Below are 25,723 nucleotides of genomic sequence, written 5' to 3'. Positions count from 1 at the left end.
ACATACTCCTCTTGGGCAGCAAGCATGAAGAATGCTGAAGTTAATGATGGCGCGATGCTAGTCTTAGCACAAAAATGGGCACAGGCTTTAATGGGAGTATATACTTGCGTTGGTTCAGTTGAATGTACAAATTGGCTTGTGTCTGAACAAGGTGTTTCTGAAGCTCAAATCACTGAGCTTAAAGACATTATCAACAAAGCTAATAGTTAATCGTGTAATTTTCACATAACAATCTGTTTAAGAGTGATTCGCAACGCTTGGCATTTTTGCTATGCGTTGCGTTTTGTGTTTAAGGTGGTATGCGGGAGCTTCGGTATTGCGTTGCTCACACCTTAACAGGGCGTTATATTTTTTGGAGTAGTACGTTGCTTGAATGGAATGAGTATTTTATAGCAAGAAAAAGCGGTGTTAAAAAGTTGTGGAAACCATTACTTGAAGAAAGGGTTCGTCACTTTGAATCACTTCACGGTGAAGACTTAAAAAAGTATATATACGAGCTTTGTGTGGGGTATTTTGATCATGGTCAGCAACAAATACCATTACAACATCCTAAGATTTGGGAAAAAGTACTTATTCAATGGTCTTCTGAAATAGAGTTAAATAACGAAAAATATATGCTTTGGGCATTTAAGGCTACATGCTTCAAAGACGTATATAAAATAGTTGGTTTAGAACCTAGCTTATTGCTTGAGAGAATTCTCCAGTCAAACTCGGAAAACTATGAAGCAAAACAATTGCTCATGTTGCACCATATAGACACGTTAGATTTTGCATTACACGAATTACCGAGAGGATTGGTTGTAGAGGAGAAAACCTGTATTGATGCGATAAAGCGCTGTGATGCCTTAATTTCTGATACTCCTGAATTGGCTGCTTGCAAAAATAGATGTGATGGTGATTTCGAACATTACAAAAAGATGTACTTTGCATGGAATGAGTATAAATCAAGGGGGCTTGAAGAAGACTTCTTTACATGGTTTGAAAACAAAATATAACAAAGCATTTAAGACGAATTCCCAACGCTCGGCATTTTCGGTTTGCTTCAGTTTAAGTGTTTACGGCACAATACTTTAAGTTCAGTGGTCGCGTTGCACACCACTTAATGCGGCGTTATGTGCTTTAGAGAAATGAACAAACAAAAGGTAGCTTATGAGTCTTCTAATCGATATACCGTATAAGTTGAATAATTTTCTTATATTTGTCACTTGGCTTGCCCACTGGCTAGGGAAGTTTTTAGTTATTGCGATATTTCTAATTGCTAGTTCGGCCCTAATCAATGAAATGTGCCTTTCGTTCGGTGTAAAGATTCTTGCAGAAAACCATTGGTTGTTTGTTTTATCTAATCTTGTATACAACGAGAGGGCGTGGGCTCCTGCTACGGCAGTTGTTGCTACAACGGTTGCAATGGGACATTTCCGGACACTTGAAGTAAATATCGAGAAGGAGAACCGAGAACGAGAATCCGCAAGAACCGAACAACGCACATAACAAACCGTTCAAGAGGGATTCTTAACGCGCGGCATTTTCACTATGCGTTGGTTTTAGTGCTTACAGCGGTATGCGTCGAATTTTGTATTGCGTTGCTCACCCCTTAACAGGGCGTTATAAATACCATCTACTTTTGAGTCTGGTGGTTCTTGGAAGCATACATATTCGAATGTGAGGAAGAGTACATTGAAGTTTTGGTTTGTAGGCGAAGCTATATGTTTGGTCTTTTATATCTTCGTTTTTTCAGAGATTAACTATGATGTAACCCATAATTTTCTTTACTCTGCTGTAGTAATGCTTGTATCTGCTGTCGTTGTCTATTTAATGTTTGCTGTGAAATTTATTAGGATACAGTCTCGAAATCAGACTCCGGTTGAAAGCAGTACATTCAAACAATATGGGCCTAAGAAAAACCGTTGGTATGAAAAATACTCGAAGTCAACAGTTGCTTTCTTATTATGGGTAGCAACAACTTTTTTACTTTCGACGATTGATCAAAGTATTGAGCTAGATAAAAGAGTGACTACTGGGCTGAGCATACTTGAGTCAAAGTCAACGACTATTGGAAGATCCCGAGCAGCGTTAGTAGTGGTTTCTGATGACGGGAAAAGCATAACTTGTCGGGGATATTACAACCACATTATTGAGAAAAATCTGCCCGCTACAGTTAGCCTTATATATTCTAAGACACTAATTGGCTTCGAGAAGATCAACTGCCAACTACATTTAGACAAAGAGTAATTCTCTGTGTTGTGAGAATTTAAGCGGGATGCTTGTAAGCAATGTATTTATAACAAGAGACTATGGTTTCAAGATACTTTTTCATAACTGATCTTGATGCAACTAAGTCATTTAAGCTAACAAGGTTTTGTCCAGAACCTTCATAGTTGGCACTTCCTAACTCAGTTGTGTCCAACATTAAGTTGCAAATCTAATCAAGATCTACATTGAGAAGCGTAAAAAGATGGCGATCATCCCGACCTATACAACCTATCATTGCAATGCTCTAAATGAGCATGTCAAACGACTGTTATCCGATTCAGTCATTGAGCAGCCAAGTATCCTTAGCGGGAGACGTACATTTGCTGTAAGGCTAAAACATCAAGTGATGGTATTGTTTTTCTGACAAAAAATTCACATATTTCAGATTTTTATTAGACTAGGTGCCGATATCATCATTGCTGTCAGCAGCCGTGAGATCAGTGTAAAAAGGAGCTCGCAGTTTTGGTCATGTGAAGAGTGCATCAAGTGTCAATTCACTGGCTAAGAGATCAATCTGATCGTTAATTTAAAAGTTGTTCATTAGGAGTAAGCAATGAAAAAACAAGCGGTAGTAATTTCTGCATCTCTACTGATGGCTTCAGTAGCTCATGCTAATGTTTATGTCGGTGGTAAAGTAGGTAAATCATGGATGGATGATGCCTGTATCGCTGGTCAGCCATGCGATGATGAGGATTCAACATACGGCGCGTACGCTGGATATGAATTCAACCAAAATATTGCTATCGAAGGCGGTATTGAAAAACTGGGCAATTTTGATAAAAGCGCTTTTAACGGCAACGTTCAAGCCTTCACCCTAGCACCAAAATTTAGCCTTCCAGTAACACCAGACATTGCTCTATACGGAAAAGTCGGTGGTGCTTATACCAAGTTTGATGGTAAAGATGATTACTCATACCTTGGTGCTGCAGGGGTGGAATTCAATATTAGCAGCAACGTGACTGCTCGCGCTGAATATCAAGCTCTGACTGATATCAATAACGATGTCACCAAAGCCATGGGTAATAGTGCGACTATCGGCATCTCATACAAATTTGGAGCGAGTCAAGCACCAGTCGCTCAGGCGGAGCCAGAACCAGTGATTGAAGGTGTCGAAGAAGTGGTTGTTGAGCCAGTCATAGTGACAAAAATATTTGATGCAAAAGTAATGGGCGCTGGAAACTTTGAGACTGATAGTGCCAGACTCAAGACAGAAAGTGCCAATGGGCTGGATAGCATCGTTGAAGTCTTAGACGATTACCCTCAGTCTGTGGTACAGCTTACAGGCTACACGGATACATCGGGACCAGAAAAATACAATCAAAAATTATCTGAGCAACGTGCGCAGTCTGTAAAAGCCGTGCTTATCGCTAAAGGCATCGATGAAAGCCGCATTACCGTTACCGGTAAAGGTGAGGCCAACCCTATAGCGTCAAATGAGACGCTCGAAGGCCGTAAACAAAATCGCCGTGTAGAGATCAATATTCCGGCATTTGAATATCAAGTCGAAGAATAAACACTGAGCTTAAATAGGCAGAGATGGCAAAACATGTCATCTCTGCCCACATGGCTTTGTTTCCTTACTCAACCCACCCTGTCTTTTGATATCACTAGGCGACTCGGTAGCTCTCGGGCATACCAAGCTGTGTAAATCGATTTAATATTGATGCCGCTAGCATCATTTCTTGTTGTTGATCATGCCACTATCAATCGTTGGGTTATCAAATTTGCCCATTATTAGGGCATATATTTGTAATTTGTATTAGGGGGGGCGGTATACGGGAAATCTGATTTCAACATTATTGAGTTGGGCAATTATGAGTTTATGAGTTTATGAGTTAGGCTGCAAAAAAGGTACTCCACATGGATCGCGCAGAGCGAGATTCCATATATAAACACGGTTGTTTAGAGCCTTTAGAAGACATTAAGCGTGCAGAACAGCAAGGCATGTTGAATTAAAAATAATATAAATCGAGATAGACAGGAATGAAAAAGTTATTAGCAATAATATTACCACTAGTTTCGATGTCAAGTATGGCAAATGATTTAGGTTATGAAATAAAAAATGGTCAGTTTCAGACTTCGGAGGGACAGATTCCTGCTGGATGTTTTGCTCAGCTCAAAACTGACTTGAATGGTGATAATTCAGTAGCGTCAATTTATGTAAATCGTAATTCATATAGAGGTTGCATCGCTTCCAATATCCCCTTCCCTGGAGGCGATGAAACGCTAGTTGAGTATCAAATATCCGAAGAACTAAACGGTAATATATTTAAGCTCAATGTCTGTGAAAAAGTCGAAGGGTCAATGGGTTTAGATTGCGATAAAATTCTGATCCAGTTTTCTAATCGCTTATACGTGACACCTGATAGTTCAAAATATGTACTGTCTATTGAAAAAATTGGCGAGTGGTAGTTTGATCTGCGCCAGCTTAAGTTTCTCCTGAGCTCAGATAAAAACGTTCAAACTTCCAGTAACATCGCAATCACCCCGCATATAGCGGGGCGGGTTTAACCGGCTAATAAAGCCATCTACTCAACGTTTTAAGGCTGTCCGTATGCACAACATCTTTGCTGTTGTACCACTCTAATACGCGGTCTCCATAGTAAGTAATATCTTGAATTGAAGGCGACTCTGCCGAATCTTTGGGTTGATAGATATATCCCGAAATAACCCCTAAGCGTAAGTTTTTAGTTTTTCTCTGAGTGTCCAGCACATTTCGGGCGAGTGTGGCGCCTGTTAATTGCCCCGTGACGCTTTGGCCAAGCAACATACCCATACTCCCTCTCCTCACTAAAGGAGCGCTGAGTAGGTTATCGGTACTGTTAACATCAGATAACTTTGTATTGCGTAGGTCACCGACAATACTACCCAAGTTAGTTCGACTGTCTCCCTCTATGTATAATTGATTGTTGCTCGTGTTTAGGGTGATCATATTTTCGTTGTCTTCCGCAGACCCAAAGAGGCCGCCCACATTGTTGCTCTTCTGAACCCAAAGGTTAGAATGAAAGGCCTTGATCGTTTCTGCTTCACTATTCGTTCTAATAAGACCGGCGACTATGCCAACTCCTTGCGGAACTGTTTCACCTGTCGCTTGGACCTGGCTGTGAGTGACGATGACGTTTGTCAGTTTACTCTTCTGGATATCACCAGCTAAGATACCGGCAGCATTAACTTTACCGCCTACTTTTAGCGTAATGTTTTCAAAGGTAAGGTCTCTGACAGTAGCGTCGTCCAATTCTGAAAAGAATCCTGCGTAACGGCTGTTTGTATCAATAGTGAGGTTACGAATGGCATAATTTCTTCCATCAAGTGTGCCATTAAAATCGATAGGCGCCGTTAAAGTGTAACCACTGCAGTCAATATCGTGACTTAAATAGTAGCTTTTCGTTGTACGCTGCTCTATTTCAAGTGCCTTGCTACATGTATCTATCTCTTCACTCGCTAAGGCTGGAACATTCGCAACAACGCGTGTTACTAGGGCGTTGGCATATTACGAATCGATAAGGTCTTCAAGTTAATTGCCGTGCCACTACCAAATGTAATCGCCTGGTTACCTAGTAATGTTTGTATTGATGAAACCGAAGCTGAAACCTGCTTTACAGGAGCGCCCTGGCGCTCCCCGTCACAACATTGCTTTTGGTTTACCGGGGAAAAAGCCACCTCATGAAAGGTGGCGAAGATTGCGGCCAGTGTGTCAGCCTAGGAGTTGCTACAATTTTAGTTGCATTTTGTTTGTATTCCAGATTTTAACTTGCAGATAATTTGAAGTGAGCCGGAAATGTAGTGGTGTAGTACGAAAACTTTCACAATGGGAAAGGTGAATTAGACAACTAAGCAAAATAATTTTGTGTGCTGTCAGCAAAGCGATCTCCTACTTAGATACTGAACACGCGCTTGAGCGAGTAATAATATTTAAGTTAATTCACAACTTGCTAAGTTAGGAAAAACGCCACTAGAAATTGTCCAAAACCTTCACAGGTTGAATTTTTACCCGTGGCATTTTCTAGCTCGAAAACCGTATTGCTCCGGCGCCGCCGGAGTAATACGGAAACTTTCGGTAATTTCTGAAGTTCACATCCTCATCGCAAGGCAATACGGGCATTAGATTGAGCGTGAGTATAATTAGCGTTACTATTGGTTGCATATGATTAGGGGAAATATCCGTCGATAAAGCGTTAGCCATCAAAATGGAGAAAACATGGAAGTACAATTTTTAGAGAACAATTCTGATTATGAGTCAGTCCTAGAAGTGTTGTTACAACTTCGCCCAAATTACAACTTAGATACTTTGTCTGGTCAGATCGAGAAGCAGCAATCAAATGGTTACCAAGTCGTCTATGTCAAATCGCCAGAAGGTGTACTAGCAGCAGCAGGCTTTAGGGTAGGTGAAAAGCTTGCTTGGGGTAAGCATATTTACATTGAAGACTTGGTAACTAATGCGCAATTTCGTTCGAGTGGAGTAGGTAAATTTATTATCGATTGGTTTAAAGCATATGCTTTAGAAAGCGGTTACGAACAAATACATTTGGATTCTGGTGTTCAGCGTTTTCCAGCACATAAGTTCTATTTACGCGAAGGTTTCAATATCGCTAGTCACCATTTTTCTATAGTTGGCGTCCAAAACGGCTAACAAATAAGGATTAACCGTTGCGTAGCCAACGTTAAATCCCAAGTGTTGAACAAGCCCGAGCATTTATAAGTAAATTGTGCTCTATAAGGGAGGCGGGGTGTTTCCCATACTTTTAGTTATTCATGATTTGCTAATGTATGGTTTTGAGAAAATGATTTTTGTCCAATTGTGAGTTTTGATACCAACAAGCCGACTGTATAATCTAGTCGTGGCTAACCCGCGATTGTGTAAGATTGAGTATTAGTCACTGCACATAATCCATTTAGTTTGGCAACTATGCTCACCATATACAAGGGTAAAGATTAATTGGAAGAGTGTAATCATCTATGCCATAAATTCATAAAGGAGGTAAAACAACTTGAAAGGCGATTTTAAAATACAATTGGAAGAAACAGAGTTCAATTACCTTTTTGATCGAGTAGCACTGCTAAGTGAGTCTGTTCGTCAAAAGTACGCGGTTAAAACCTTTGGCAGAGATGATATTCGAGGCTTTCAAGTTGGAGAAAGCCTTAGCCCTATGAATTGTAGAATTCGTGGTGCGTATGAACTGCATGAGGTTTCCCAGTATCTATTGGAAAAGTTCCATAACTCACAGGATGCTTTCTATCTTCCCACTATTGGCACTGCAAAAACTTTAAAAAATAAATTAAAGGAAATCAATGCTGAACCGCTCCGAGGTTGGATTCATGGGCAGTTTTTTGTTGAAGTTGATAGCGTACAACCTTATCAAGAAACACTTAAAACTCGCCTGCTCAGCTGTGATGAAATGGATACTTTTATTCAGATACATTCGACTGGTTTTAAATCAACTAAAGATCATCAGGATTTGGTAACTGCGATGTTCAAAGGATTAGTCGCGCACGGACTTGGAGAGGCATATGTAGTTGAAGACGGTCTACGTCCAATAGCCGCTGGTTTTGTTTATTTTTCAGACAATAATATTGCGTACTTAGCCACAGCTGTCACTAGGAGAAATGATCGAAACAAAGGTGCTCATCAAGCTCTGATTCTACGCCGTATTGAATCTGCCAGACAGAGAGGGATGAAGTATGTTTCTGCTACAGCTCGACTAAATTCACAGAGTCGTAGAAATATGGAAACACTAGGTTTTATTTTATCGCATACGCAAATTTTGGTAAAAAAGAGTGAAGGGGAAGAGTAAACATCGTGTGAGGCTAGCGCATTTTAACCGACCCTGTAAATAATTCTGTGTAACTGTCAGGGTTACATGTATTCCGTTAATCGGTCTTCGAACATAATCATAAAGCGGTTTAGAAATAGTTAGGCGGGTAGCCGCAGAGTTTCTCATAAGGAACCTTGATGAATTTGGTACTCAAGCTAAGAGTTTTGCCGAGTATTTTGCATCTGATAAATCAGGCTCTGTATCAGAAAGAGGAAGATTCGCTTTAAAGCAGTTAGAAAAAACTAGTTAGGACAACATGTTTATAATTTGTATACATCTGCTGAGCGCATATTCACTTTTGATACCGATAAAACTGTTTTAACGATGAAAGGAATTGTCCAATTTCGTGCACGAGCGGCATCGCTTGAAGTTTTGCCGTTCTGCTGTTTTGGGGGGATGGAAAGCTCTCTGAAGGGTAGATTTTGCCCTAAGCCCCAAACTCATTTCTGTCCAGAACCTTCACAGGTTGAATTTTTACCCGTGCCATTTTTTTATCTCGAAAGTGCCCCAAAGTGTGCTTAGAACGTATGAATTTAGCATGAGAACTATTGTGGCAACAGCTTGCTGGCAAATTGTCTAACACTTATTCGTGCATCAGGCTGGAATATATTTTGCCGATCAATTCATGCTATACAGAAAAATCTGTATTTTGTGATGTAGGTACTGAACTGTAGATCTTAAATTATTGTTATTTATAGCAAAAAAGATGTATGGTTTACGTCGTTAAGATACTAGACAGAATAATTCTATATTTAAGTACAGAATTATTCTGTCCAATATAGCTGTTATGAGTACACAGGATTTTTAGTGGCTTTATATTTAGATTCAATAAAAGTTTCACCTAGAAGGGGTCTTTTAAAAGTCATAGATGAATACTCAATGTCATCGGATAGCGTTAGTTTAACTGATGATATTCGCTTCAAACTAGTAGAAATATTGCCATTGGGTTCGGTACCTGAAGATAGTTTCTCTAAAAACGATATCGCTCTAGTTGTCCGCGTTCCATTTCATAGAAGAGGGACGTTATTGTTTGGTTTCGGTGCAATTTTAGGTTGGCGTCCTCTAGTGACAATAGAGTTTGATGTTATTTCTTTGGCTACCGGTGAGACAATTGAAACATTGCGTTCAACGAACAAGCTTAGTTGGAGTGGATATATTAGAGGTCTCCTACGTTTGAACTCAATCATTCATTTTAAACCAGAGTTTGGGTTTGCAGACATTGAACCACTTATAGAGCTGTCTGTATTGAGCCTTTTGAAGGAGATTCAAACTAAGTACTCATAACAAACTGCTTAAGACGGACTATCAACGCTCGGCAATTTTGGTTTTAGTTTGGTACAGTGTTTACGGCGGCTAGCCGCTATAATGGCACTTGGTTTTATGGTGTTTTACGTAGCAACGGCCTAACAGAAGTAAGAGGAGGTTGGGTTATGTTGATGCCTGTTGATACGAAATGTGTTTTTTATGGATGATATTATAAATTTTATTGGTTTTTGTTTAGTAATCTTAAACATATTACTTTTCTTATCAAGTTGCGTTTGTTTCATGAAAAGTTTCTATTGTTTATTTTATGACCGAACTGAATTTTTTAGCGCTTTCTTTAAGTCTCTGATTTTTTTCTTTTTGTCTGGGGTTTTATACTACGTAGTAAGTTCAAACGCAGAATTACTAAACTTTGAAATTGTCGAAAAAGTTAATTAACTTGAGTCCAGATAAAAGAAAATAGCGCTAGTTTTGCTTTTAGGAGGTTCTGTCACAAACTTTGAGCCTTTAAGTTTAGATCTGCTTAGTAACTTCCCTCGGTAATTAGGCTAACGACAAAGTCGCTTGATGATCACACTTCACAGGTTGCACGTCTTAACTCAGTTGTGTCCAAAAGCGTCTTAGGTTGAGTTTTTACCCGTGGCACTTTCTAGCTCGAAAGTGCCCCAAAATTTGTTTCGCTAAAAAGTCCAACCTGCAGCCAACGGTTTCCACAAGCTCACGGTCAAAGAGCTAACAGGCATCTTGTCTAAACGCTGGGCGGTTAGCCTAGAGTACCCAACCGCAGAGCTGGCGCTCAGCGTTCTTTCGGATATGACAGGGCTTGAATTCAATCTGCCTGATGCTGACTACATCAAAACCACGATCCCAAACTTTGTTTGCCAAGGAACGGGCTATCAATGTTTAAAACAAGTCGCCAAGGCGTTCTCTATTCCTGATTGTGTTTGGTTCCAACATACTGACCAGGTGGTGTACTTAGGTTCGTATCAAGATAGTCACTTCCACAATAAACCGATGGCACTACCGGAAGAGTTCACCAGTCGCCAAAGTGGTAACAGTGTCACCTATGTTCCGTTCCCTATGCTAAGGCCGGGCAGAGTCATGAACGACAAGCGAGTTAATCGAGTTGATTTGATTTAAGATGAAATGACCGCTTATTGGAAGGCTGAACAATCCGAAGTACCCCCCAAGAAACGTGAAACGCTGCAGAATTTCCCAGAGCTGGCAGCAGGTTTTCATTTGCCGAAGTTTGGTCGTGTTGAGGCGGTAAGAGACACCGCAATAGCAGGGCAGAGCGCAGATCCATTTCGGCCAAGGTTTGCGGTAGATGTTCAGATGATCGATGAAGACTTAAACCCAGATAGTAACGTGCCTGTCTATCGTTCGATCCCATTGCCTGTTCACATGAGTGGGCATGAATCTGGATTGCTGTCTTACCCTTTAGAGGGAACGTTGGTTGAAATCGCCTTCGCCTATGGTCGCAATGACCGACCTATCATTCGTGGTGTTTATGGCCGTGAATATGCTTTGCCGTCGATAGAGCCAGGGGAGCAACTGCAGCAGCAAAGTGAAGAGGTCAGCCACCGAATTGATGCTGCAGGAAATACCACCCAGCAAACCGACCAAACGCAAAGCCAAAAAGCATTCGAAAAGCTCGACCAAATAGAACGCTATCGTGGTGAATTTGGTCAGCACCATATTTTGGTTGATGAGCACAGCATTGAAGAAGTGGTCGGCAAAAAGCTCATTGAGGCACTCGGCGCGATTAACCTAATTGCAAGTGATGACATCGTGCTAGGCAGCTTGGGTAACATGCAAACTGCGACTGCTGGCGAATTAGTGGAGACGGTTGGCAAAGTTCGTCGAAGTATTGCAGCAGAACACCAATGGCTGCAGTCACCAAAAACGTGGGTAGGCTCTAAGCAAGAGAACGTCTTGATGCTTTTGTCTGAACTTATGCAGGTAGTGAAAGAGTTGGCCGACACATTGGCAACTCATACGCATAGTGGCGTAGTAGCTGGCCAGGCAACAACTAAAGCACCAGTTCAAGGGAGTGCCATTAGTGGGCATGGATCGGATAGCTCCAACCTTAAAGGGCGACTCGACCCAATTACACAAACAAGTTAGCTCACAGAAACGCCCACAATCCAAAATTACAGCGTAAGCTGTTTGTAATTTTGGTCGACGCTTTAGCGTTGTCACGGTAAGTACCCCGGGCATGCCCGGGTGAATCTTTTCGTTGCGTGCTGGCACTGGGTTTTAAACTGCTTGGCATCAAAGAAGGTGTCAGCCTTAAATAGTTACAAAGACAGACTAGTAACAATATTATGCATTCAGTGGATTGATATTAAAGGTCGATTTATGTAAATTGATGCTGATCATGTTGCACATGGTATTGGAAAGATGTGAGCGTGATGGAAATCAAACGTGAGCATTTACGATACTACTGTCAACGTTGGTGGGGAGTTTAGTGACTGAGAGCATGACCTTGTTTGTAAGAGTTAACAAGTTATGTCTAGGATGAACTTTGAATGAGTATAATCATATAAAAATTAGGATACATAATGTTCGGTAGTGGTAAACATATTTTGGGGCCTTTAATTGCACTGTTCATCCTTAATGGATGTGGTGGTGGTGGTGGTGGTGGTGGTTTGTCAATTAAACCCAAAAGTCAAACAATTGATATTCAGGCAAAAGCTGACACAACGTCCTTAGGGTTAATTGATGTTTCAATCGATAATTATGAAGACAAAAAAATTTTTATAAATGTTGAGTCTGAAACTTATAAATTAATTAAAGATGTATCTGCTAAATTTACCTCAAAAACTGATGGGTTTATAAAACTAAAATATAAAGCGCATTCATCTATGGCACCAGGTGTTTATAATGATAATATGAAAGTCAGGTTCTGTTATGATAGAGAGTGTAATAATCTTGTTAATGGTTCACCTTTTATCGTTAAGACGACCTATTCAGTACCAAATAAGTCTATTTCAATTAGTAAAAATAATACAAGCATTGATCTTTTAGAAGTTAAGTTTGAACCTGGAAGACTATCTACCGAAAAAAAAATACCTCTGAATGTTAATGGAATAGGTATAAATGGCGTATATATTAAACAATCTTATACTGGTGATGCAACGCAGTATTCATATGTATCTTGGACTGAATCCAATCGTTTAGATTTATTTGTAGAACTCAAAAATCCAGACATTTTTGATCTTGAAGATGATGATAGTGAAATAGAAATCAACGCATGTTATGACTACCAATGTAATTACCTTGTTCATGGTAGTCCAATAAAAATATCTGTAAACGTGAAAGCTACAGAAACTATAAGTCTAACTAGTCAAAAGTTACTCGATCACAATATTGTTGACGCGGAGTTTAATCCTGTTTTAAATTCTATAGTTATGGTTTCATCTGAGCCATCAAACTCTGCTTATATATATGATACTGACTCTGAACTGAGCTATAAAATTGAACTTAATAAAGAGCCAACAGCTGTAACGGTTGCAAATGATAATGGTGCTATTGCAATCGGTCATGATGATAGTATAAGTGTTATTGAACCTAATACTCTACAGTTAGATAAGTCAACAGTCTCAGAGTTTGAAGTTTCTAGTGCGGTTTATGATTTGGTGATGAACAATAAAAAAGTACATTTTATACCAAAATCTGGCCAATGGACTGATGTTGTTACAGTTGATACAAACACAAAGAAAGTGAGTACATCAACCGGACCTAATATTTACGATAGTTCTAAGATAAAGCTTAGTCCATCTGGTAATTCTCTTTATATAATTTCAACATCTTTATCGCCCTCTGATATTGCTAAATTTGGTATATCACCAGACTCAGTAGAGTATAAATATGATTCACCATATCATGGCGATTATGGTATGTGCGATGGAATGTGGCTCTACCAAACAGATCGGATTTATACTAGATGTGGGAATACATTTAGTACGAGTGATAACAAAGATGATGATATTATTTATACTGGTACATTACCATTGGTTGAATCTATGCCTTGCTCGAAAATAGAACATTTAGTAGAAGCGAATACTAGTAATGAGGTTATGTATATTGAAGACAATGGTTGTTATCCGTATGACCCAGACGCAAAGCAACGGTTAAGGTTATCTGAAAGTGATACTTTAGAAAACAGAGGTTATTATAGCTTACCAAAGGATAATGGCTCTCGCCTACGCGGAGATTACGTTTTCTATAATAACAATGATAAACGTTTTTTGATAAGCCATACAAAAGAAGATAGTAAGCATTATTTGAGTGAGATAAATATAATCTCAAAATAACACATGAACATGGCGACTTAAGAAATATATTACCTTAAGTCGCTAAATTTTAATCATTGAATACATCAAACCTCTCAGTGCTAGTTCACTTAACAGTAATTCGAAATACATGAAAAACCGTGACTACTGGGATAGTCAATTGTTTGTCCGCTTGTTATTTCTATCGTAAGGGGCAATTTTTTCTCCCACTCTGAAAGTGTTTTTTCTTTCTTCATATCTTGCCGTACTTTATAGATCAAAAGTCGTCGCCACTTTGTCGCCATGAACTTTATGTTTTTAACTAAACTGTTGTTTTATAAGGTTTAATTTTGGGTTTGTACATGATGGCTTCTTTGATTCAATCAGGCCTAGATCTAACACCAATTATCACTCACCACTTTAAGGTTGATGACTTCCAAAAAGGCTTTGACGCTATGCGTAGCGGGCTTTCAGGTCAGGTAATCCTTGATTGGGAATAGTCTAAATTAGTCTCTGATTTGCAAAAGGCGACAGTGTAAATTGTCGCCTTTTTTACGTCTAAAACTGCCAAGTAATGCTCAATTTTGGCCCCGCCATAAATGCGAGGTAAAAGTGTGTCTTAGTACATGCGTTACTTATCTACTTGGGAGATGCTCAGGAGTTGTTGTTTTTGCTTTTGGCGTTTGAACGGGTGCAATAGCTGAAACTATTTCAGCAGCCAACTAAGAAGTCGTTTTGGCTGAAGGTATGGTTGAAAAACAGGTTTGTCACGAAGGAATGGCCACATTCGGGTCACTACCACTTTAATATAAAAAGCTAAGCTCGGCATTGATAGCCTTCAGCCGTTGATTAGGTAAACCAAATTGCCTGATTTGACTCTGTGTAATGTGTCTTCTAACGTACTATTGTGATATCGGGGTTCTTGTTATGTATCAACTATACTTACAATTAATTACATTACTATGCATTATTAGGGAAATGTATGTGTGATAATTCTATCAATTATTTCGATGGTAGTGCTACATTTTTATTCACATGATTGATTGTTGATGTTAGCAGCTTCCAAATACGATTTTTGCGTCTTAAACACCGCCACTGATATTGGAATCACACTATGCAACTTATACATAACTTTCAAACGAAACACTCCCTCTTAGCCCTGTTAGGTGTGGGTTTATTTGGCTGTGGTGGCGGAGGTGGTGGTAGCTCAACAACTGTTACCGCAATTGAAGAGCCACAAACGCCATATTCACCAGAGCTAGCAGCAAACACAGCCGTTTTAAATTTGAAAGACAACGGTAATGTTGATGTTGAAAGTGTTGAAAACACAGCGAGATTAGTATCGGTCTTATACGATGAAGTCATTCAGGATATCTTCGTTGGCCTTGGCCTTCCAAGAAGCGCAAGTATAGACGAGTTGAAAAGTGCCATGTCTGGAAAGAACAATGAGTTCATAAACGGATACAGAAAAACATATTTAGTAAATAATGATGATATCCGTATTTCTTATGATGAGGGTAATGCTTTGAGCTTTGCTACAGAATATGTTTTTGAAGACCAATCTGATGCTAGAGGGGATACGTATGAGAATCTTGGCTATGTAATAGAGTTAAGCGATACAATGGTATGTGACCTAAGGTTCAACTTTCCTGGAATAGATGAATACTTGTCCTGTGATAACTCCGAGATTGAAATGTCATACAAACATTCTGGGCAATCCACAGAGTATAAATTCAAAGTGGATAGAGTAGAGGAGAGCTTTCCAAACACCTCTGTGAGTTACTATCCGAATACGAAAAAAGTATTTCTGAACAACTCTAACTCTGGATTCTTGAACAATGATACGACAATTACGTGGTCACCTTAGTTAATATAAACATCAGTATATGTTATTAAGCACATTAATGAAGTTGTGCTGATTCAGGTAACTCGTAACACTGTTATTAAAGGCCTGCTTGATCCAATAGCCACCTTCCTCCTCGGTGGCTATTATATTGCTCAAAAATAGTAGCCTAGTTGTAGAGCGGTTTGTTTTGCTGTTCCAGCACTATGTAAGTATTTAAGTTACAAAACTATAAAGAAGTAGTTGAGAGATTACGGTACCATTTCTCTGATTATCAGTTTACGATAGTTACTAGCAAGAAAAACCATCTGTTGACAGCTTACGAGCTAAATAGAATGCAGAGGCCTTACATCGCTCATGTCTCGAATTATTAGCACTACAATGAAGGCTTGCTATTCAAGAAGCCTGATTTTGAAGAGTGCCCCCTCACTTTGATCTTTGAGGAGAGCACTCAAAAGAGCAAACCAACTTAATAGTGCTGCTCTTTCTGCAAGGCTCAGGACAAATAGATATCTAGAGCATCTCTCTAATTACTCGGATACTGTAGTGCTTTCCACTCAGCGTACGATCCATCATAGAGTGCTGAATCTATTCCTATCAATTGCAGAGCAATCAATAAAATAGTGCCAGCATAGCCTGATCCGCACGAAGATATAACGTGGTCAATATCTTGGCCATTTATTGCATCCTCAATAACCTGCTTTATTTCCTCTTGAGGCTTAAACATACCAGTATCACTATCCAACAATGTTGCGAATGGGACGTTAATGGCACCTGGAATATGGCTCACACCCGAAGTGGAGAAGTTCTCACTTCGTCGAGCATCCAACAAAACAGTATGATCACTTCGATTAAGAACATCATCGAAAAGAGCAATCCAACTCTGTTCCTTTTTTACGATGTAATTGCCCACTCTTGCACTATTGAGATTGGTTGAGGTCGGTAAAGCAAGAGATTTCCAACGCTTCAAACCGCCATCAAGCACCCTAACGTTGTGAAACCCCCAATACCGCATCGCCCACCATATTCGACCAGCGAACATATGAAAGTAATCGTCATAGAGAATGACAAGATCGTCTTGGTTAATACCTAGTGCTGCAAAATCAGCTTGCGCTTGCTCAATCTCGGCCACTGGAGCTAAGGCTATTGGTAAATCAGTATTTACAAAGGTTTTCGTCCAATCCAGAAAACGAGCACCCTTAATATGTTCACTTAAAAAAGCTTGACGAGAACACTGAACATCTTCCCCCCAGCGTCCTCTAACATCAAAGAACTTTGTACTTTGATCGTTCAATTTCTTTGCCGCTTCCTCCGCAGAGATGAGAGGGCTTTGGTTGTTTGGCATCATCACTGTAAACATAAACGCCACCTATTTGTTAGATATTGGGATAGCATCAATAGGTGTCTCATATGCAACAAACATGACGCAGTCTTCTTTGCTTGCACAGTAGCCATCATGAGCAAGATCTGCAGGTCCAAACGCGTAATCACCTTTTTTCAGCACCACTCTTTCGAACCCTTTATAAGTAGTGTGGAACTCGCCCTCGAGCAGAATCATATGTTCAGTGGAAGTATGTGTATGGAAAGGAATTTCGGCTAAGCTCGGGAATTTAATAAAGACATCGTTATTGTTGCCTCCTAACTCACCATTTAGGGACGCTATCTGACAAGGTAAAAAGTCGGGACAATTAACCCAAGTGAGATCTTTACTGTTATGCGAGTATACCAATGGTTCTTTTAATGTATCAGAACCAAATGAATTAAAGCTCATAGCTGCAATCAATACAGCTAGTGTCTTATTTATTGTATTTAGTTTTACTTTTTTATTCCGCATGAATCATTCCAATATAAATTCGGGACACAACCAGACTACTTATTAATAGTTGTAAACGTTTTACTAACGATTAACCAATCACCCTTTATTTTCAAAAGCGTCAGATAGTCAACCCAGTAGAAGTCACTAAGCTCTAACTTTACTTTTGCAAATGCCATATCGTTTACGACTTCAACACTGAGGATAGAACCCACCACCTCTGCATTATTCGTAACAGCATACTCGACTAGAGCATCTCGAGGTATAAAGTGAATCGAGCCATCCTCGTTCAAAGAATGTAGATTGGTACTAGAATAAAACGATCTTTCTATATTATCTTTAGCAAACTCTGAATTTTCCAATGCGGAAATATAGAGGTTCACTTTATCCTTAACGGCTTGCTCTTGATTTTTAATATCCATAATTACCTCATGCTATTTAATAAGAAAATGAGATTTAGATGTCGATCACTTTTCGATTAACAACTAAATCAACCTTGATTTACACTATATTATTTAATGTTAATTTTGATAATTAGTATATTTAAGAAATCACTTTTGCTACTGTGCAACAGTTGGAGTTAGGAACTGATAACTAGATAGAGACCGTAGGCATTAGAGCTTTTCAAAAACGAGAAGAGAACTCGTTAACTATCTGCAATAAAAGTAAAAAAGCAATAAGTCACCCTAATCAGACGAGCCTTACTTTTTTGCTACTGACAATAAAATCATTTCTTTACAGGGTCACATTAATGATAGTCTTACGTTGTTAGAGACATTTTCAGGGAGCTTATTTTGTCAATTTTTTTGGGTATTACGGAATTTGTTGCAGTAGCAGAAACCCAAGGCTTTAGCACTGCAGGTAGACACCTTGGCATTGCCACCTCACAAATTAGTCGACGTGTTTCAGAGCTTGAAGAGAGACTAGGTGTCGCTCTAGTTGCGCGAACAACAAGAAAAGTAAGGCTAACTGACGCTGGTCACTCGTACTATGAATATTGCAAAAGAATAATAGAGCAAATAGACACAGCGAATGAAGTCGTGACAGAAGGTAAAGCCCGTTTATCAGGGACACTCAGAATATCAGCAGGAGGCGATTTTGCAGAAAACCACGTCATACCAGCGTTGATGGACTTTGTTTCTGAACATCCAGACTTAGAGCTAGATATCGACTTTAATTCAAAGGTGATCGACTTTATCGATGATGGTTATGATTTCGCAATAAGGTTTGGATCACTCCCTGACTCTAATTTAATAGCAAGAAAACTTTCTGACCATTTATACGCAGCGGTCGCTAGCCCTGATTATTTGAACAAGTTCGGTAGGCCGACCTCACCACGTGATCTAGCAAGACACAGGTGTATTACTACAACTTATAACCGCTGGACTTTCCAGGATGAGGGCGAGGACATCAATATTTCTGTCAAAGGGCAGGTAAGGGCTAATAATGTTAAGACACTGGTAAATGCGTGCAAGAAAGGGCTTGGTGTGCTGTATCTTCCCAAGTCTATTTTTTCTGAAGAGCTAAAAAACAAACAGTTAGAGCCTATATTAACTCACTATTGGAAGAATAGAGGCTCTACGTGGATAGTTTATTCTGAAAGAAAATTTCTGCCTCTCAAAAGTCGCTTAGCTATTGAGTATCTGGTCTCTAAGTTCTCAAACACACAGGAGCATCTGTAAATTCATAGTAGTAGTCAAAATACATACCGCTTTATCTCTTTGTTGTAAACGTAAATGAGTCATCAGCAGAAGTTGCTAGCGCTCCAGCATTAAACCGGTGCCAACGCTGTCTAAGATCAACTGCTATGAACTTCAAACTAACCACAACAAAGCCATATTTGAGTATCAAGGTATATATAACAAAGACTCAGCAGGGTAGATGTTGCTATCAAACAAAGCGATGGTGTCATCAATAGGATAGAGTTCGGCCTAAATTCCTTTACAAAAAAGCTAATGAAAACAAAACCAAAAGTGGTTTGAAACCAAGAATAAACTTAAAACATACTATTCATTTTGAAGTGACATACGATCTACTCTCTATGATAGATTTCAAGCACTGAATTTAATTATTGGTGTATAAAATGGTACGAGTAGACGTCATAAAATTATCTAATACACTGATTAACGCAGACGTTCCAGAGAAGAGAGCGGTGTTACTTGCCCAAGCATTTAAAGAATCGATTAATGAAATCGAACCCGTCTCTCAATCGTATGTGAACAAAAAGATTGAGAAGTCCAAAAATGAAACTCTTCAGTATCTGTTGGCATTCTTGGGACTACAGATGATCTTTATTCCTTGTTTTCATTACATCATGACTAATCTGTAGACATAAAAAAGTCCGATATTGGCGTACCAATATCGGACTTTTATGTTTAATGGGTAATTTGCGCTAAGGTTAGCTTAATTAACCCGCAGCAGCCTGCATGATTAGGCCACAGATGTAAGCGCCGTATGTACCTAATGCGTAACCTAGTACGGCCATCAAGATACCTACTGGAGCCAATGCTGGGTGGAATGCTGCTGCAACCACAGGAGCCGATGCTGCACCACCAACGTTAGCTTGGCTACCTACTGCCATGAAGAACAGTGGTGCACGAATGATTTTCGCCATCGCAATCATGAGTAGGGCATGGATAGTTAGCCATGTGATACCAATAAAGAAGTAACCTGGGTTGTCAAAGATTGCTGTAACGTCCATTTGCATACCGATGGTAGCAACTAGGATATAGATGAACGCTGAACCAATTTTCGATGCACCACTGTGCTCTAGGTTACGTGTCGATTTGAAGCACGAAGCGATCAACGCGAACGTTGTTACCATAACGATTAGCCAGAAGAAGCCAGATGTTAGGCTGTATTTTGCTAGTTCTGGAGCGTTCGTTGAGATCCATGGTGCGATTAGGTCACTGAAGAAGTGAGCAAGGCCTGTTAGACCAAAGGCAATCCCAGCGATCTTCATGAGATCGGTTGTTGTTGTCGGGCGAGCGTTTTCTTCTTGGTATTTCGATACCGTTTCTTTCAGCTCTTCGATTGAAGAAGTGTCTGCTTTTAGCCATGCGTCAATTTTCTTCTGACGGCCAGCCATAATCAGTAGAACTGCCATCCAGATGTTTGCACAGATAACGTCAACCGTAATCATTGATGAAAACAGTTTATCATTTACCTCGAACACTTCTTTCATCGCAGCTTGGTTTGCACCGCCACCAATCCAAGAACCTGCTACTGTCGTTAGGCCGCGCCATACGTCGCCAGATACTAGGTCAGGGTTTACTTGGTCGATGATTAGAATCGCCAGAGGACCACCAATGATAATACCAGCGGTACCGGTTAGGAACATAATGACGGCTTTTGAGCCAAGACCAAAGATCTTACGTAGGTCTGCTGAAATGATTAGTAGAACCAGTGCCGCAGGTAGGAGGTAGCGGCTTGCTACGAAGTATAGTTTTGAGTTTGACGCATCGATGATACCAAAGCTGTTCAACAATGAAGGAACAAAGTAGCAGAGCAATAGGCCAGGGATGAATGAATAGAATTTTTTCAGTGCGCTGTTTTGGCTACTTTCCGTGATAAATACACCGCCAAGAATAACAGCTAACATGCCCATAATTACGGCATCATTAGTGATCATTATTATATCTCCTTTAAGGTGAGCGCATAGGTCTCACTTTTTTGATGGCAGGACTATACCGATAACTTCAATTCGTTACAAATTGTAACCACAGACGCCTTTTGAAACATTTATGTTAATTAGATTGGCTCTGATTTGTGAATTAGACGATTCAGATATTGGTTTTGTGAATGCTTTTGTGGTAGTTGGTAAGGTCAACTTTGATATATGCAATGGTTTTCAACGCCCTGAAACTGGTTCTCGGAATTTTAACTGAGTCAAGTATGGTTAAAATAAGTGCATATAAACCATAGTTTTAATAAGGTTTGTGCGTGGTGGGTATGTTTCAAAAATGTGAAAAGTTAAATCCTTTTTGAAGAGAGGGATGAGATTAAAAATCATAACCTGATCACATTAATTGCGATTATTATCCATCTACACATCAATAAATAGCACTTGTTTACGGTATTTAGAAGCCATACATAAAGAAAAAGCGGCTAAGTAGCCGCTTTTAACTAGGTTTAGGAATCGAAGTCTATGATTCCTCTTCCTCAAAACCGTCAGCATAACCTTTTGGAGGTGGTGTCCAACCACGCTCTGAGCGAGAGTGCTTATCGGAGCGGTCTTTCTTCATGTCTTCTTTCATTGCTTCTTCGAGGTGAATAAATATCTGTCGATAGTTGTTGTCGTACCTTGGATTGTCTTCTGCTTCCGACCAAGCTTTGAATAGCTTTTCAGACTTACGGCTTTCAACACGTTGATAGGTCGATTTCTGCTGCTCTACGAAGAATGGATGATGACCCAACGAGCGTAAGGCTTGTGCGCCCATTTCTAGTGCTGAGTGGTAGGTTTCTGATTCCACGAAATCAGCGCCAGCTTCTCTCAAGCGGTAACTATGACCACGGTCGAACGCACGAACCAAGATTTTTACTTTAGGATAGGTGTGCTTCACGTATTTGACGAGCTCCACGCTAGAGTCTTGATTATCGATGGCCACAACAAGCATTGCTGCTTCTTCGATACCCGCAGTGTGCAATAGGTCGTGACGAGTCGCATCACCAAAGTAAGACTTAATATTAATAGAGCGCAGTACATCTACTTGGTTAGCCTGATGGTCCAGAACCACCGTTTTAACATCATTCGATACCAATAAGCGGTTAACGATCTGACCGAATCGACCGATACCAGCAATGATTACAGTGCCTTTCTCTTCGATGGTATCTTCTTCACGGTCATTAGATTTTTGCTCGTAACGAGGCAGGATTACCTTATCAAACAGAATAAACAGGCCTGGAGTTAGGAACATCGAAAGAGCAACCACTAGTGATAGCGTTTGAACTAGGTCAGCTGGTAGTACGTGGTTTTGCGCAGAGAAGCTTAATAGTACGAATCCGAATTCACCGGTTTGTGCCAAGCTCAGTGTAAATAACCAACGGTCACTATTTTTGATTTTAAAGATCAGCGCGAGGGTGAATAGTACTAGTGCTTTAAGTGCCATTACACCAATTGTTAGGCCGATGATAAGTGCAAAGTCGTTGAACAAAACACCAAAGTCGATGTCTGCACCTACCGTGATAAAGAACAGACCAAGTAATAACCCTTTGAATGGGTCGATGTTCGATTCCAGTTCGTGCCTGAATTCACTGTTCGCTAATACCACGCCCGCAAGGAAAGTCCCCAACGCAGGTGATAGACCGACAAGGCTCATCAGCGCAGCAATACCAATGACCAGCATCAGTGCGGTCGCTGTGAAGATTTCACGTAAACCGGAGCTTGCCACGAAGCGGAACAGTGGGCGACTTAAGTAGTGCCCTCCAACGACCACAATCGCGATCGATGCCGTAATCACAAGACCGTAAGCCCAGCTTGGAAGGCCTGCCACTAAACTCAACTCATCGTGGTGTGCTACGGTTTGTGCTGCGGTTTCAGCCGAAGCAACCAACTCAGGCAATGCAAGTAAAGGAATGAATGCCAGCATCGGAATTACGGCAATATCTTGGAATAAAAGAACCGAGAAAGCATTCTTACCGCCTTCGGTCTTTGATAGCCCTTTTTCATTGAACGTTTGGAGAACGATTGCTGTTGAAGAGAGTGCAAAGATTAAGCCGATAGTGAGAGCGATAGTCCAAGGTTGGCCAAGTACAAGAGCAATGCCCATTACAATGGCTACGGTGCCTCCCACTTGCAGGCCACCAAGCCCCATCAAGCGGTTTCGCATTGCCCATAGCATCTTAGGCTCAAGTTCAAGGCCAACTAGAAACAGCATCATCACCACGCCGAATTCGGCAAAGTGCTGAATTGTAGTTGTCTCTTCACCCACAAGACCAATGATAGGGCCGATGACAACACCGGCAATCAAATAACCGAGTACTGAACCTAACCCCAACCTTTTAGCAATCGGTACTGCGATAACAGCAGCGACTAAGTAAATAAATGCCTGTAGAAAATATCCCGTCATTATTTAACCTCAGCTTTTAAATCTTCAACGTAGTGATTGAGCTTTTCTGCCTTGCCGGCTTTTTTTACGTTCACTTTGCCAGCAACTAATGCCTCTAATAGAAACTTATAGTTGTCGACATGCTCTTGAATGCGGTTTTCTTCCAGAGCGGTACGTGAACCAAATAGCGCGAAGGGGGCAAGATAGTTCATGCCACATAATGAGGCCGTTTGCTCAATAGGGTGAAGCAATTCTCTGATGGTGAAATGGTTGTAGCCATGGCATTGGTAGGCGTCTTGTTTACCACCAGCTGTGATACTACAGACTAAGCTTTTGCCTTCTAATTCATTGCCATCCGTGCCGTAGGCAAAACCATACTCAAGAACAAGGTCTTGCCACTCTTTTAGAATTGCCGGAGTTGAATACCAATAAAGTGGGAATTGAAAAATGATGATGTCATGGTCCAACAGGCGTTTCTGTTCACGATAGATGTTAATTTTGAAAGTTGGATATTCAGCATAGAGATCAACACAGGTCACGCCATCAATATGCTTGGCTTGTTCGAATAATGGTTTGTTTGCTTCAGAGCGATGCTGAGAAGGGTGGGCGAATAGCACCAAGACTCGATTTTTCGACATAAAGCCCTCTTTGTCCGTTAACGAATAATGCTTATTGGAATTATAGATATACAATAATAGAAGAATGATTGAAGAACAACGAATTAGCCCATACTTATCTGTTTAGATACATAGGTTTACCGAGTGTTTAATTATATAAAACATGCTCTGATTTAGGAGTTTCTCGCACCTCCACTCTACGACTAAGTAAAACTAATTATTCGTGAATAATAAAAGTGAACCAGCGTATTTTATGTCAACGTTGGTAGAGAACGTAAATAATTCAATCTCTCTACATAGAACAACAATGAATAAAGGAAAAAGTATGAGCATGGACTTGCGTCAACAGTGTAATTTGTTTATTTCAGGTCACTTAGTCCGACTCCGGCACAAACATTTGCTCAAATGGCTGAATGGGGTGAACAGCACAACATACATCACGATACATACGGGGATGGTGAGTTCATCGGAGGCTTTGAAACCAAAGTCGCAGAGTTGCTTGGTTATGAAGCGGCTGTGTTTGTGATCACTGGCACCATGAATCAACCAACAGCGTTAGAGATCGCCCGCCAAGAGAAAAGAAACCCGCTGATTGCGATGCATGAATCGAGTCATATTCTGCGTCATGAGCGCCAAGGGTATCAGCTCCAGAACCGCTTTAATATGCTGCCAGTGGGCAATGTGTTTCGTACTTGGAATGTCGATGACTTGAAAGCGTGGCCAGATGAAATTGCAGCAGCGCTTTACGAGTTGCCGATGCGAGAAATTGGTGGTCAGCTACCAGAATGGGAAGAACTCGAAGCGATTAAGCAGTATAGCAATGGACAATCCATTCATCTGCATATGGATGGTGCACGCTTGTGGGAGTGTGGTGCATGTTACCAAAAACCTTACAGTGAAATCGCAAAGGGATTTGATAGTGCTTATGTCTCTCTATACAAGGGGCTAAACGGACTTGGTGGCTCACTGCTGTTGGGGGATAAAGAGTTTGTAGCCAAGGCATCAGCTTGGATGAAACGACAAGGCGGTAATGTCTATCATCGTACGCCTTATGTTGTATCGGCATCTATGCAGTTCGATCAACGAGTAGCACAGATGCCTGCTTTGTATGAACACACGAGACAAATCTACCAAATTTCATTGGACTACCCTCAACTAAAAGTGAACCCGCAACAACCGCAAGTCAACATGTTTCATCTTTATTTACCGGTGAGTTACGAAGACGGGGGTTGCTTTAATAGACAATATTGCTAGTAAGTACAAAGTATGGATAGGAAACTCAGCGATCTGTGAGTTACCGAATCAATGCAAGATTGAGTGGTATGTGGGGGATAACTTACTAAATCTACCAGATCATGAGCTGATCGATATCTTGGACCTGATTAGTGAAGCTCTGATTTGAGTGCAGAGAAGCTGAATTGAATGTGGTGAGGAGTGCTCATTAGAATGAATACAAGCGGGCTTGCTTGTATTCATTCAGACAGAGATAGCGCTAGGGTGTTACATATACTGGTTGATATACACGTCGACTAGGAACATGAATACTGGAACGGTGCTAATAACTCCGAAGAAGACGATAGGCACCCAGTTTTTCATTTTCTTTTTAGGCTGCTCTGTATTGTTCATAGTTTCGACCTTAAATTCGTTGTTTAGTCTGCGCTTTAGTTAGAACTGAATGGTATCAAATAAATTCAATGAGCCCTATGTGGATTTAGTGTTTCGTGGCGTGCATCAAACACAGAAAATAGCGTTGATTCATAAACGGTTCATAAAGGCTCAACAATAATGAACCTATTGAAA

The 25,723-nt window shown here is 40.4% G+C and carries 22 protein-coding genes and 2 pseudogenes; 16 read left to right on the top strand and 8 right to left on the bottom strand.

Going from position 1 to position 25,723, the window contains the following annotated elements; genetic code table 11:
• The 5 genes from A3712_RS06555 to A3712_RS06530 all read left to right on the top strand — a co-directional run.
• On the top strand, positions 1 to 210 hold a 210-nt coding region (locus tag A3712_RS06555), incomplete at its 5' end, for a hypothetical protein (RefSeq protein WP_231891770.1).
• 155 nt (positions 211 to 365) lie between these two features.
• Positions 366 to 995 (top strand): hypothetical protein, encoded by a 630-nt coding sequence (locus A3712_RS06550; RefSeq protein WP_063522785.1) that lies wholly within the window; start codon positions 366 to 368, stop codon positions 993 to 995.
• Positions 996 to 1,674: 679 nt separating this feature from the next.
• On the top strand, positions 1,675 to 2,229 hold the full coding sequence (locus A3712_RS06540) for a hypothetical protein (RefSeq protein WP_063522783.1): 555 nt from the start codon (positions 1,675 to 1,677) through the stop codon (positions 2,227 to 2,229).
• A 574-nt stretch (positions 2,230 to 2,803) separates the two neighbouring features.
• Positions 2,804 to 3,763 (top strand): OmpA family protein, encoded by a 960-nt coding sequence (locus tag A3712_RS06535; protein WP_063522782.1) that lies wholly within the window; start codon positions 2,804 to 2,806, stop codon positions 3,761 to 3,763.
• Positions 3,764 to 4,233: 470 nt separating this feature from the next.
• Complete coding sequence (locus A3712_RS06530; RefSeq protein ID WP_063522781.1) at positions 4,234 to 4,662, top strand: hypothetical protein; 429 nt, start codon at positions 4,234 to 4,236, stop codon at positions 4,660 to 4,662.
• Positions 4,663 to 4,765: 103 nt separating this feature from the next.
• On the opposite strand, the gene A3712_RS06525 is transcribed toward A3712_RS06530, so the two are convergent.
• Positions 4,766 to 5,485: a hypothetical protein gene (locus A3712_RS06525; protein ID WP_063522780.1), complete on the bottom strand. Its 720-nt coding sequence runs from the start codon at positions 5,483 to 5,485 to the stop codon at positions 4,766 to 4,768.
• Between the two features lie 963 nt (positions 5,486 to 6,448).
• Here A3712_RS06525 and A3712_RS06520 point away from each other — a divergent pair.
• The 8 genes and pseudogenes from A3712_RS06520 to A3712_RS06495 all read left to right on the top strand — a co-directional run bounded on the left by A3712_RS06520 (position 6,449) and on the right by A3712_RS06495 (position 15,470).
• Positions 6,449 to 6,880, top strand: a complete 432-nt coding sequence (locus A3712_RS06520) for a GNAT family N-acetyltransferase (RefSeq protein ID WP_063522779.1) — start codon at positions 6,449 to 6,451, stop codon at positions 6,878 to 6,880.
• Between the two features lie 358 nt (positions 6,881 to 7,238).
• The gene (locus A3712_RS06515; RefSeq protein WP_063522778.1) at positions 7,239 to 8,042 is read left to right on the top strand and encodes a GNAT family N-acetyltransferase; all 804 of its coding nucleotides are present in this window, start codon (positions 7,239 to 7,241) and stop codon (positions 8,040 to 8,042) included.
• Between the two features lie 828 nt (positions 8,043 to 8,870).
• Complete coding sequence (locus A3712_RS06510; RefSeq protein ID WP_231891769.1) at positions 8,871 to 9,347, top strand: hypothetical protein; 477 nt, start codon at positions 8,871 to 8,873, stop codon at positions 9,345 to 9,347.
• Between the two features lie 723 nt (positions 9,348 to 10,070).
• The gene (locus A3712_RS28825; RefSeq protein ID WP_231891768.1) at positions 10,071 to 10,466 is read left to right on the top strand and encodes a hypothetical protein; all 396 of its coding nucleotides are present in this window, start codon (positions 10,071 to 10,073) and stop codon (positions 10,464 to 10,466) included.
• A 6-nt stretch (positions 10,467 to 10,472) separates the two neighbouring features.
• Positions 10,473 to 11,453, top strand: a complete 981-nt coding sequence (locus tag A3712_RS06505; RefSeq protein WP_231891767.1) for a hypothetical protein — start codon at positions 10,473 to 10,475, stop codon at positions 11,451 to 11,453.
• A 437-nt stretch (positions 11,454 to 11,890) separates the two neighbouring features.
• Positions 11,891 to 13,645: a YncE family protein gene (locus A3712_RS06500; RefSeq protein WP_063522776.1), complete on the top strand. Its 1,755-nt coding sequence runs from the start codon at positions 11,891 to 11,893 to the stop codon at positions 13,643 to 13,645.
• Between the two features lie 317 nt (positions 13,646 to 13,962).
• A pseudogene (locus tag A3712_RS26545) lies at positions 13,963 to 14,103 on the top strand (L-threonine 3-dehydrogenase); the annotation flags it as partial.
• Between the two features lie 614 nt (positions 14,104 to 14,717).
• A complete protein-coding gene (locus A3712_RS06495; protein ID WP_063522775.1) occupies positions 14,718 to 15,470 on the top strand; it encodes a hypothetical protein in 753 nt (250 codons plus the stop codon).
• Positions 15,471 to 15,972: 502 nt separating this feature from the next.
• Here A3712_RS06495 and A3712_RS06490 read toward each other — a convergent pair.
• The 3 genes from A3712_RS06490 to A3712_RS06480 are packed head-to-tail and all read right to left on the bottom strand — an operon-like array spanning position 15,973 to position 17,681.
• A complete protein-coding gene (locus A3712_RS06490) occupies positions 15,973 to 16,806 on the bottom strand; it encodes a sulfurtransferase (RefSeq protein ID WP_063522774.1) in 834 nt (277 codons plus the stop codon).
• 9 nt (positions 16,807 to 16,815) lie between these two features.
• Positions 16,816 to 17,280 (bottom strand): cupin domain-containing protein, encoded by a 465-nt coding sequence (locus tag A3712_RS06485; RefSeq protein ID WP_063522773.1) that lies wholly within the window; start codon positions 17,278 to 17,280, stop codon positions 16,816 to 16,818.
• A 35-nt stretch (positions 17,281 to 17,315) separates the two neighbouring features.
• Positions 17,316 to 17,681, bottom strand: coding sequence for a nuclear transport factor 2 family protein (locus A3712_RS06480; protein ID WP_063522772.1), 366 nt, complete (start codon positions 17,679 to 17,681; stop codon positions 17,316 to 17,318).
• Positions 17,682 to 18,053: 372 nt separating this feature from the next.
• Here A3712_RS06480 and A3712_RS06475 point away from each other — a divergent pair, with 372 nt between their 5' ends.
• Positions 18,054 to 18,941, top strand: a complete 888-nt coding sequence (locus A3712_RS06475) for a LysR family transcriptional regulator (protein ID WP_063522771.1) — start codon at positions 18,054 to 18,056, stop codon at positions 18,939 to 18,941.
• A 401-nt stretch (positions 18,942 to 19,342) separates the two neighbouring features.
• The gene (locus A3712_RS06470) at positions 19,343 to 19,588 is read left to right on the top strand and encodes a hypothetical protein (protein WP_063522770.1); all 246 of its coding nucleotides are present in this window, start codon (positions 19,343 to 19,345) and stop codon (positions 19,586 to 19,588) included.
• 78 nt (positions 19,589 to 19,666) lie between these two features.
• Here the strand turns inward: A3712_RS06470 and A3712_RS06465 are convergent, their stop codons facing one another.
• The 3 genes from A3712_RS06465 to A3712_RS06455 all read right to left on the bottom strand — a co-directional run bounded on the left by A3712_RS06465 (position 19,667) and on the right by A3712_RS06455 (position 23,944).
• Positions 19,667 to 20,890, bottom strand: coding sequence for a DUF819 family protein (locus tag A3712_RS06465; protein ID WP_063522769.1), 1,224 nt, complete (start codon positions 20,888 to 20,890; stop codon positions 19,667 to 19,669).
• Between the two features lie 514 nt (positions 20,891 to 21,404).
• Positions 21,405 to 23,327 (bottom strand): monovalent cation:proton antiporter-2 (CPA2) family protein, encoded by a 1,923-nt coding sequence (locus A3712_RS06460; RefSeq protein ID WP_063522768.1) that lies wholly within the window; start codon positions 23,325 to 23,327, stop codon positions 21,405 to 21,407.
• The gene (locus A3712_RS06455) at positions 23,327 to 23,944 is read right to left on the bottom strand and encodes an NAD(P)H-dependent oxidoreductase (RefSeq protein ID WP_063522767.1); all 618 of its coding nucleotides are present in this window, start codon (positions 23,942 to 23,944) and stop codon (positions 23,327 to 23,329) included. Before A3712_RS06455 ends, A3712_RS06460 begins: the two co-directional genes overlap by 1 nt.
• Before the next feature lie 304 nt (positions 23,945 to 24,248).
• Here A3712_RS06455 and A3712_RS06450 point away from each other — a divergent pair.
• Positions 24,249 to 25,325, top strand: a pseudogene (locus A3712_RS06450) (threonine aldolase family protein).
• 98 nt (positions 25,326 to 25,423) lie between these two features.
• Here the strand turns inward: A3712_RS06450 and A3712_RS28615 are convergent.
• Positions 25,424 to 25,549: a hypothetical protein gene (locus tag A3712_RS28615; RefSeq protein ID WP_269451412.1), complete on the bottom strand. Its 126-nt coding sequence runs from the start codon at positions 25,547 to 25,549 to the stop codon at positions 25,424 to 25,426.
• Positions 25,550 to 25,723 lie beyond the last annotated feature (174 nt).

This window comes from Vibrio sp. HI00D65, from assembly GCF_001635455.1.
Classification (GTDB): Bacteria; Pseudomonadota; Gammaproteobacteria; order Enterobacterales; family Vibrionaceae; genus Vibrio.
The sequence above is the reverse complement of the archived record's forward strand: the minus strand, read 5'-3'. Positions and strand labels throughout refer to the sequence as shown.

What these genes read in the sequence shown, in the direction of transcription:
- A3712_RS06535 (WP_063522782.1), top strand. Translation starts at nt 2,804, where the DNA reads ATGAAAAAACAAGCGGTAGTAATTTCTGCATCTCTACTGATGGCTTCA.
- A3712_RS06530 (WP_063522781.1), top strand. Translation starts at nt 4,234, where the DNA reads ATGAAAAAGTTATTAGCAATAATATTACCACTAGTTTCGATGTCAAGT.
- A3712_RS06520 (WP_063522779.1), top strand. Translation starts at nt 6,449, where the DNA reads ATGGAAGTACAATTTTTAGAGAACAATTCTGATTATGAGTCAGTCCTA.
- A3712_RS06505 (WP_231891767.1), top strand. Translation starts at nt 10,473, where the DNA reads ATGACCGCTTATTGGAAGGCTGAACAATCCGAAGTACCCCCCAAGAAA.
- A3712_RS06500 (WP_063522776.1), top strand. Translation starts at nt 11,891, where the DNA reads ATGTTCGGTAGTGGTAAACATATTTTGGGGCCTTTAATTGCACTGTTC.
- A3712_RS06495 (WP_063522775.1), top strand. Translation starts at nt 14,718, where the DNA reads ATGCAACTTATACATAACTTTCAAACGAAACACTCCCTCTTAGCCCTG.
- A3712_RS06490 (WP_063522774.1), bottom strand. Translation starts at nt 16,806, where the DNA reads ATGTTTACAGTGATGATGCCAAACAACCAAAGCCCTCTCATCTCTGCG.
- A3712_RS06485 (WP_063522773.1), bottom strand. Translation starts at nt 17,280, where the DNA reads ATGCGGAATAAAAAAGTAAAACTAAATACAATAAATAAGACACTAGCT.
- A3712_RS06480 (WP_063522772.1), bottom strand. Translation starts at nt 17,681, where the DNA reads ATGGATATTAAAAATCAAGAGCAAGCCGTTAAGGATAAAGTGAACCTC.
- A3712_RS06470 (WP_063522770.1), top strand. Translation starts at nt 19,343, where the DNA reads ATGGTACGAGTAGACGTCATAAAATTATCTAATACACTGATTAACGCA.
- A3712_RS06465 (WP_063522769.1), bottom strand. Translation starts at nt 20,890, where the DNA reads ATGATCACTAATGATGCCGTAATTATGGGCATGTTAGCTGTTATTCTT.
- A3712_RS06460 (WP_063522768.1), bottom strand. Translation starts at nt 23,327, where the DNA reads ATGACGGGATATTTTCTACAGGCATTTATTTACTTAGTCGCTGCTGTT.
- A3712_RS06455 (WP_063522767.1), bottom strand. Translation starts at nt 23,944, where the DNA reads ATGTCGAAAAATCGAGTCTTGGTGCTATTCGCCCACCCTTCTCAGCAT.
- A3712_RS28615 (WP_269451412.1), bottom strand. Translation starts at nt 25,549, where the DNA reads ATGAACAATACAGAGCAGCCTAAAAAGAAAATGAAAAACTGGGTGCCT.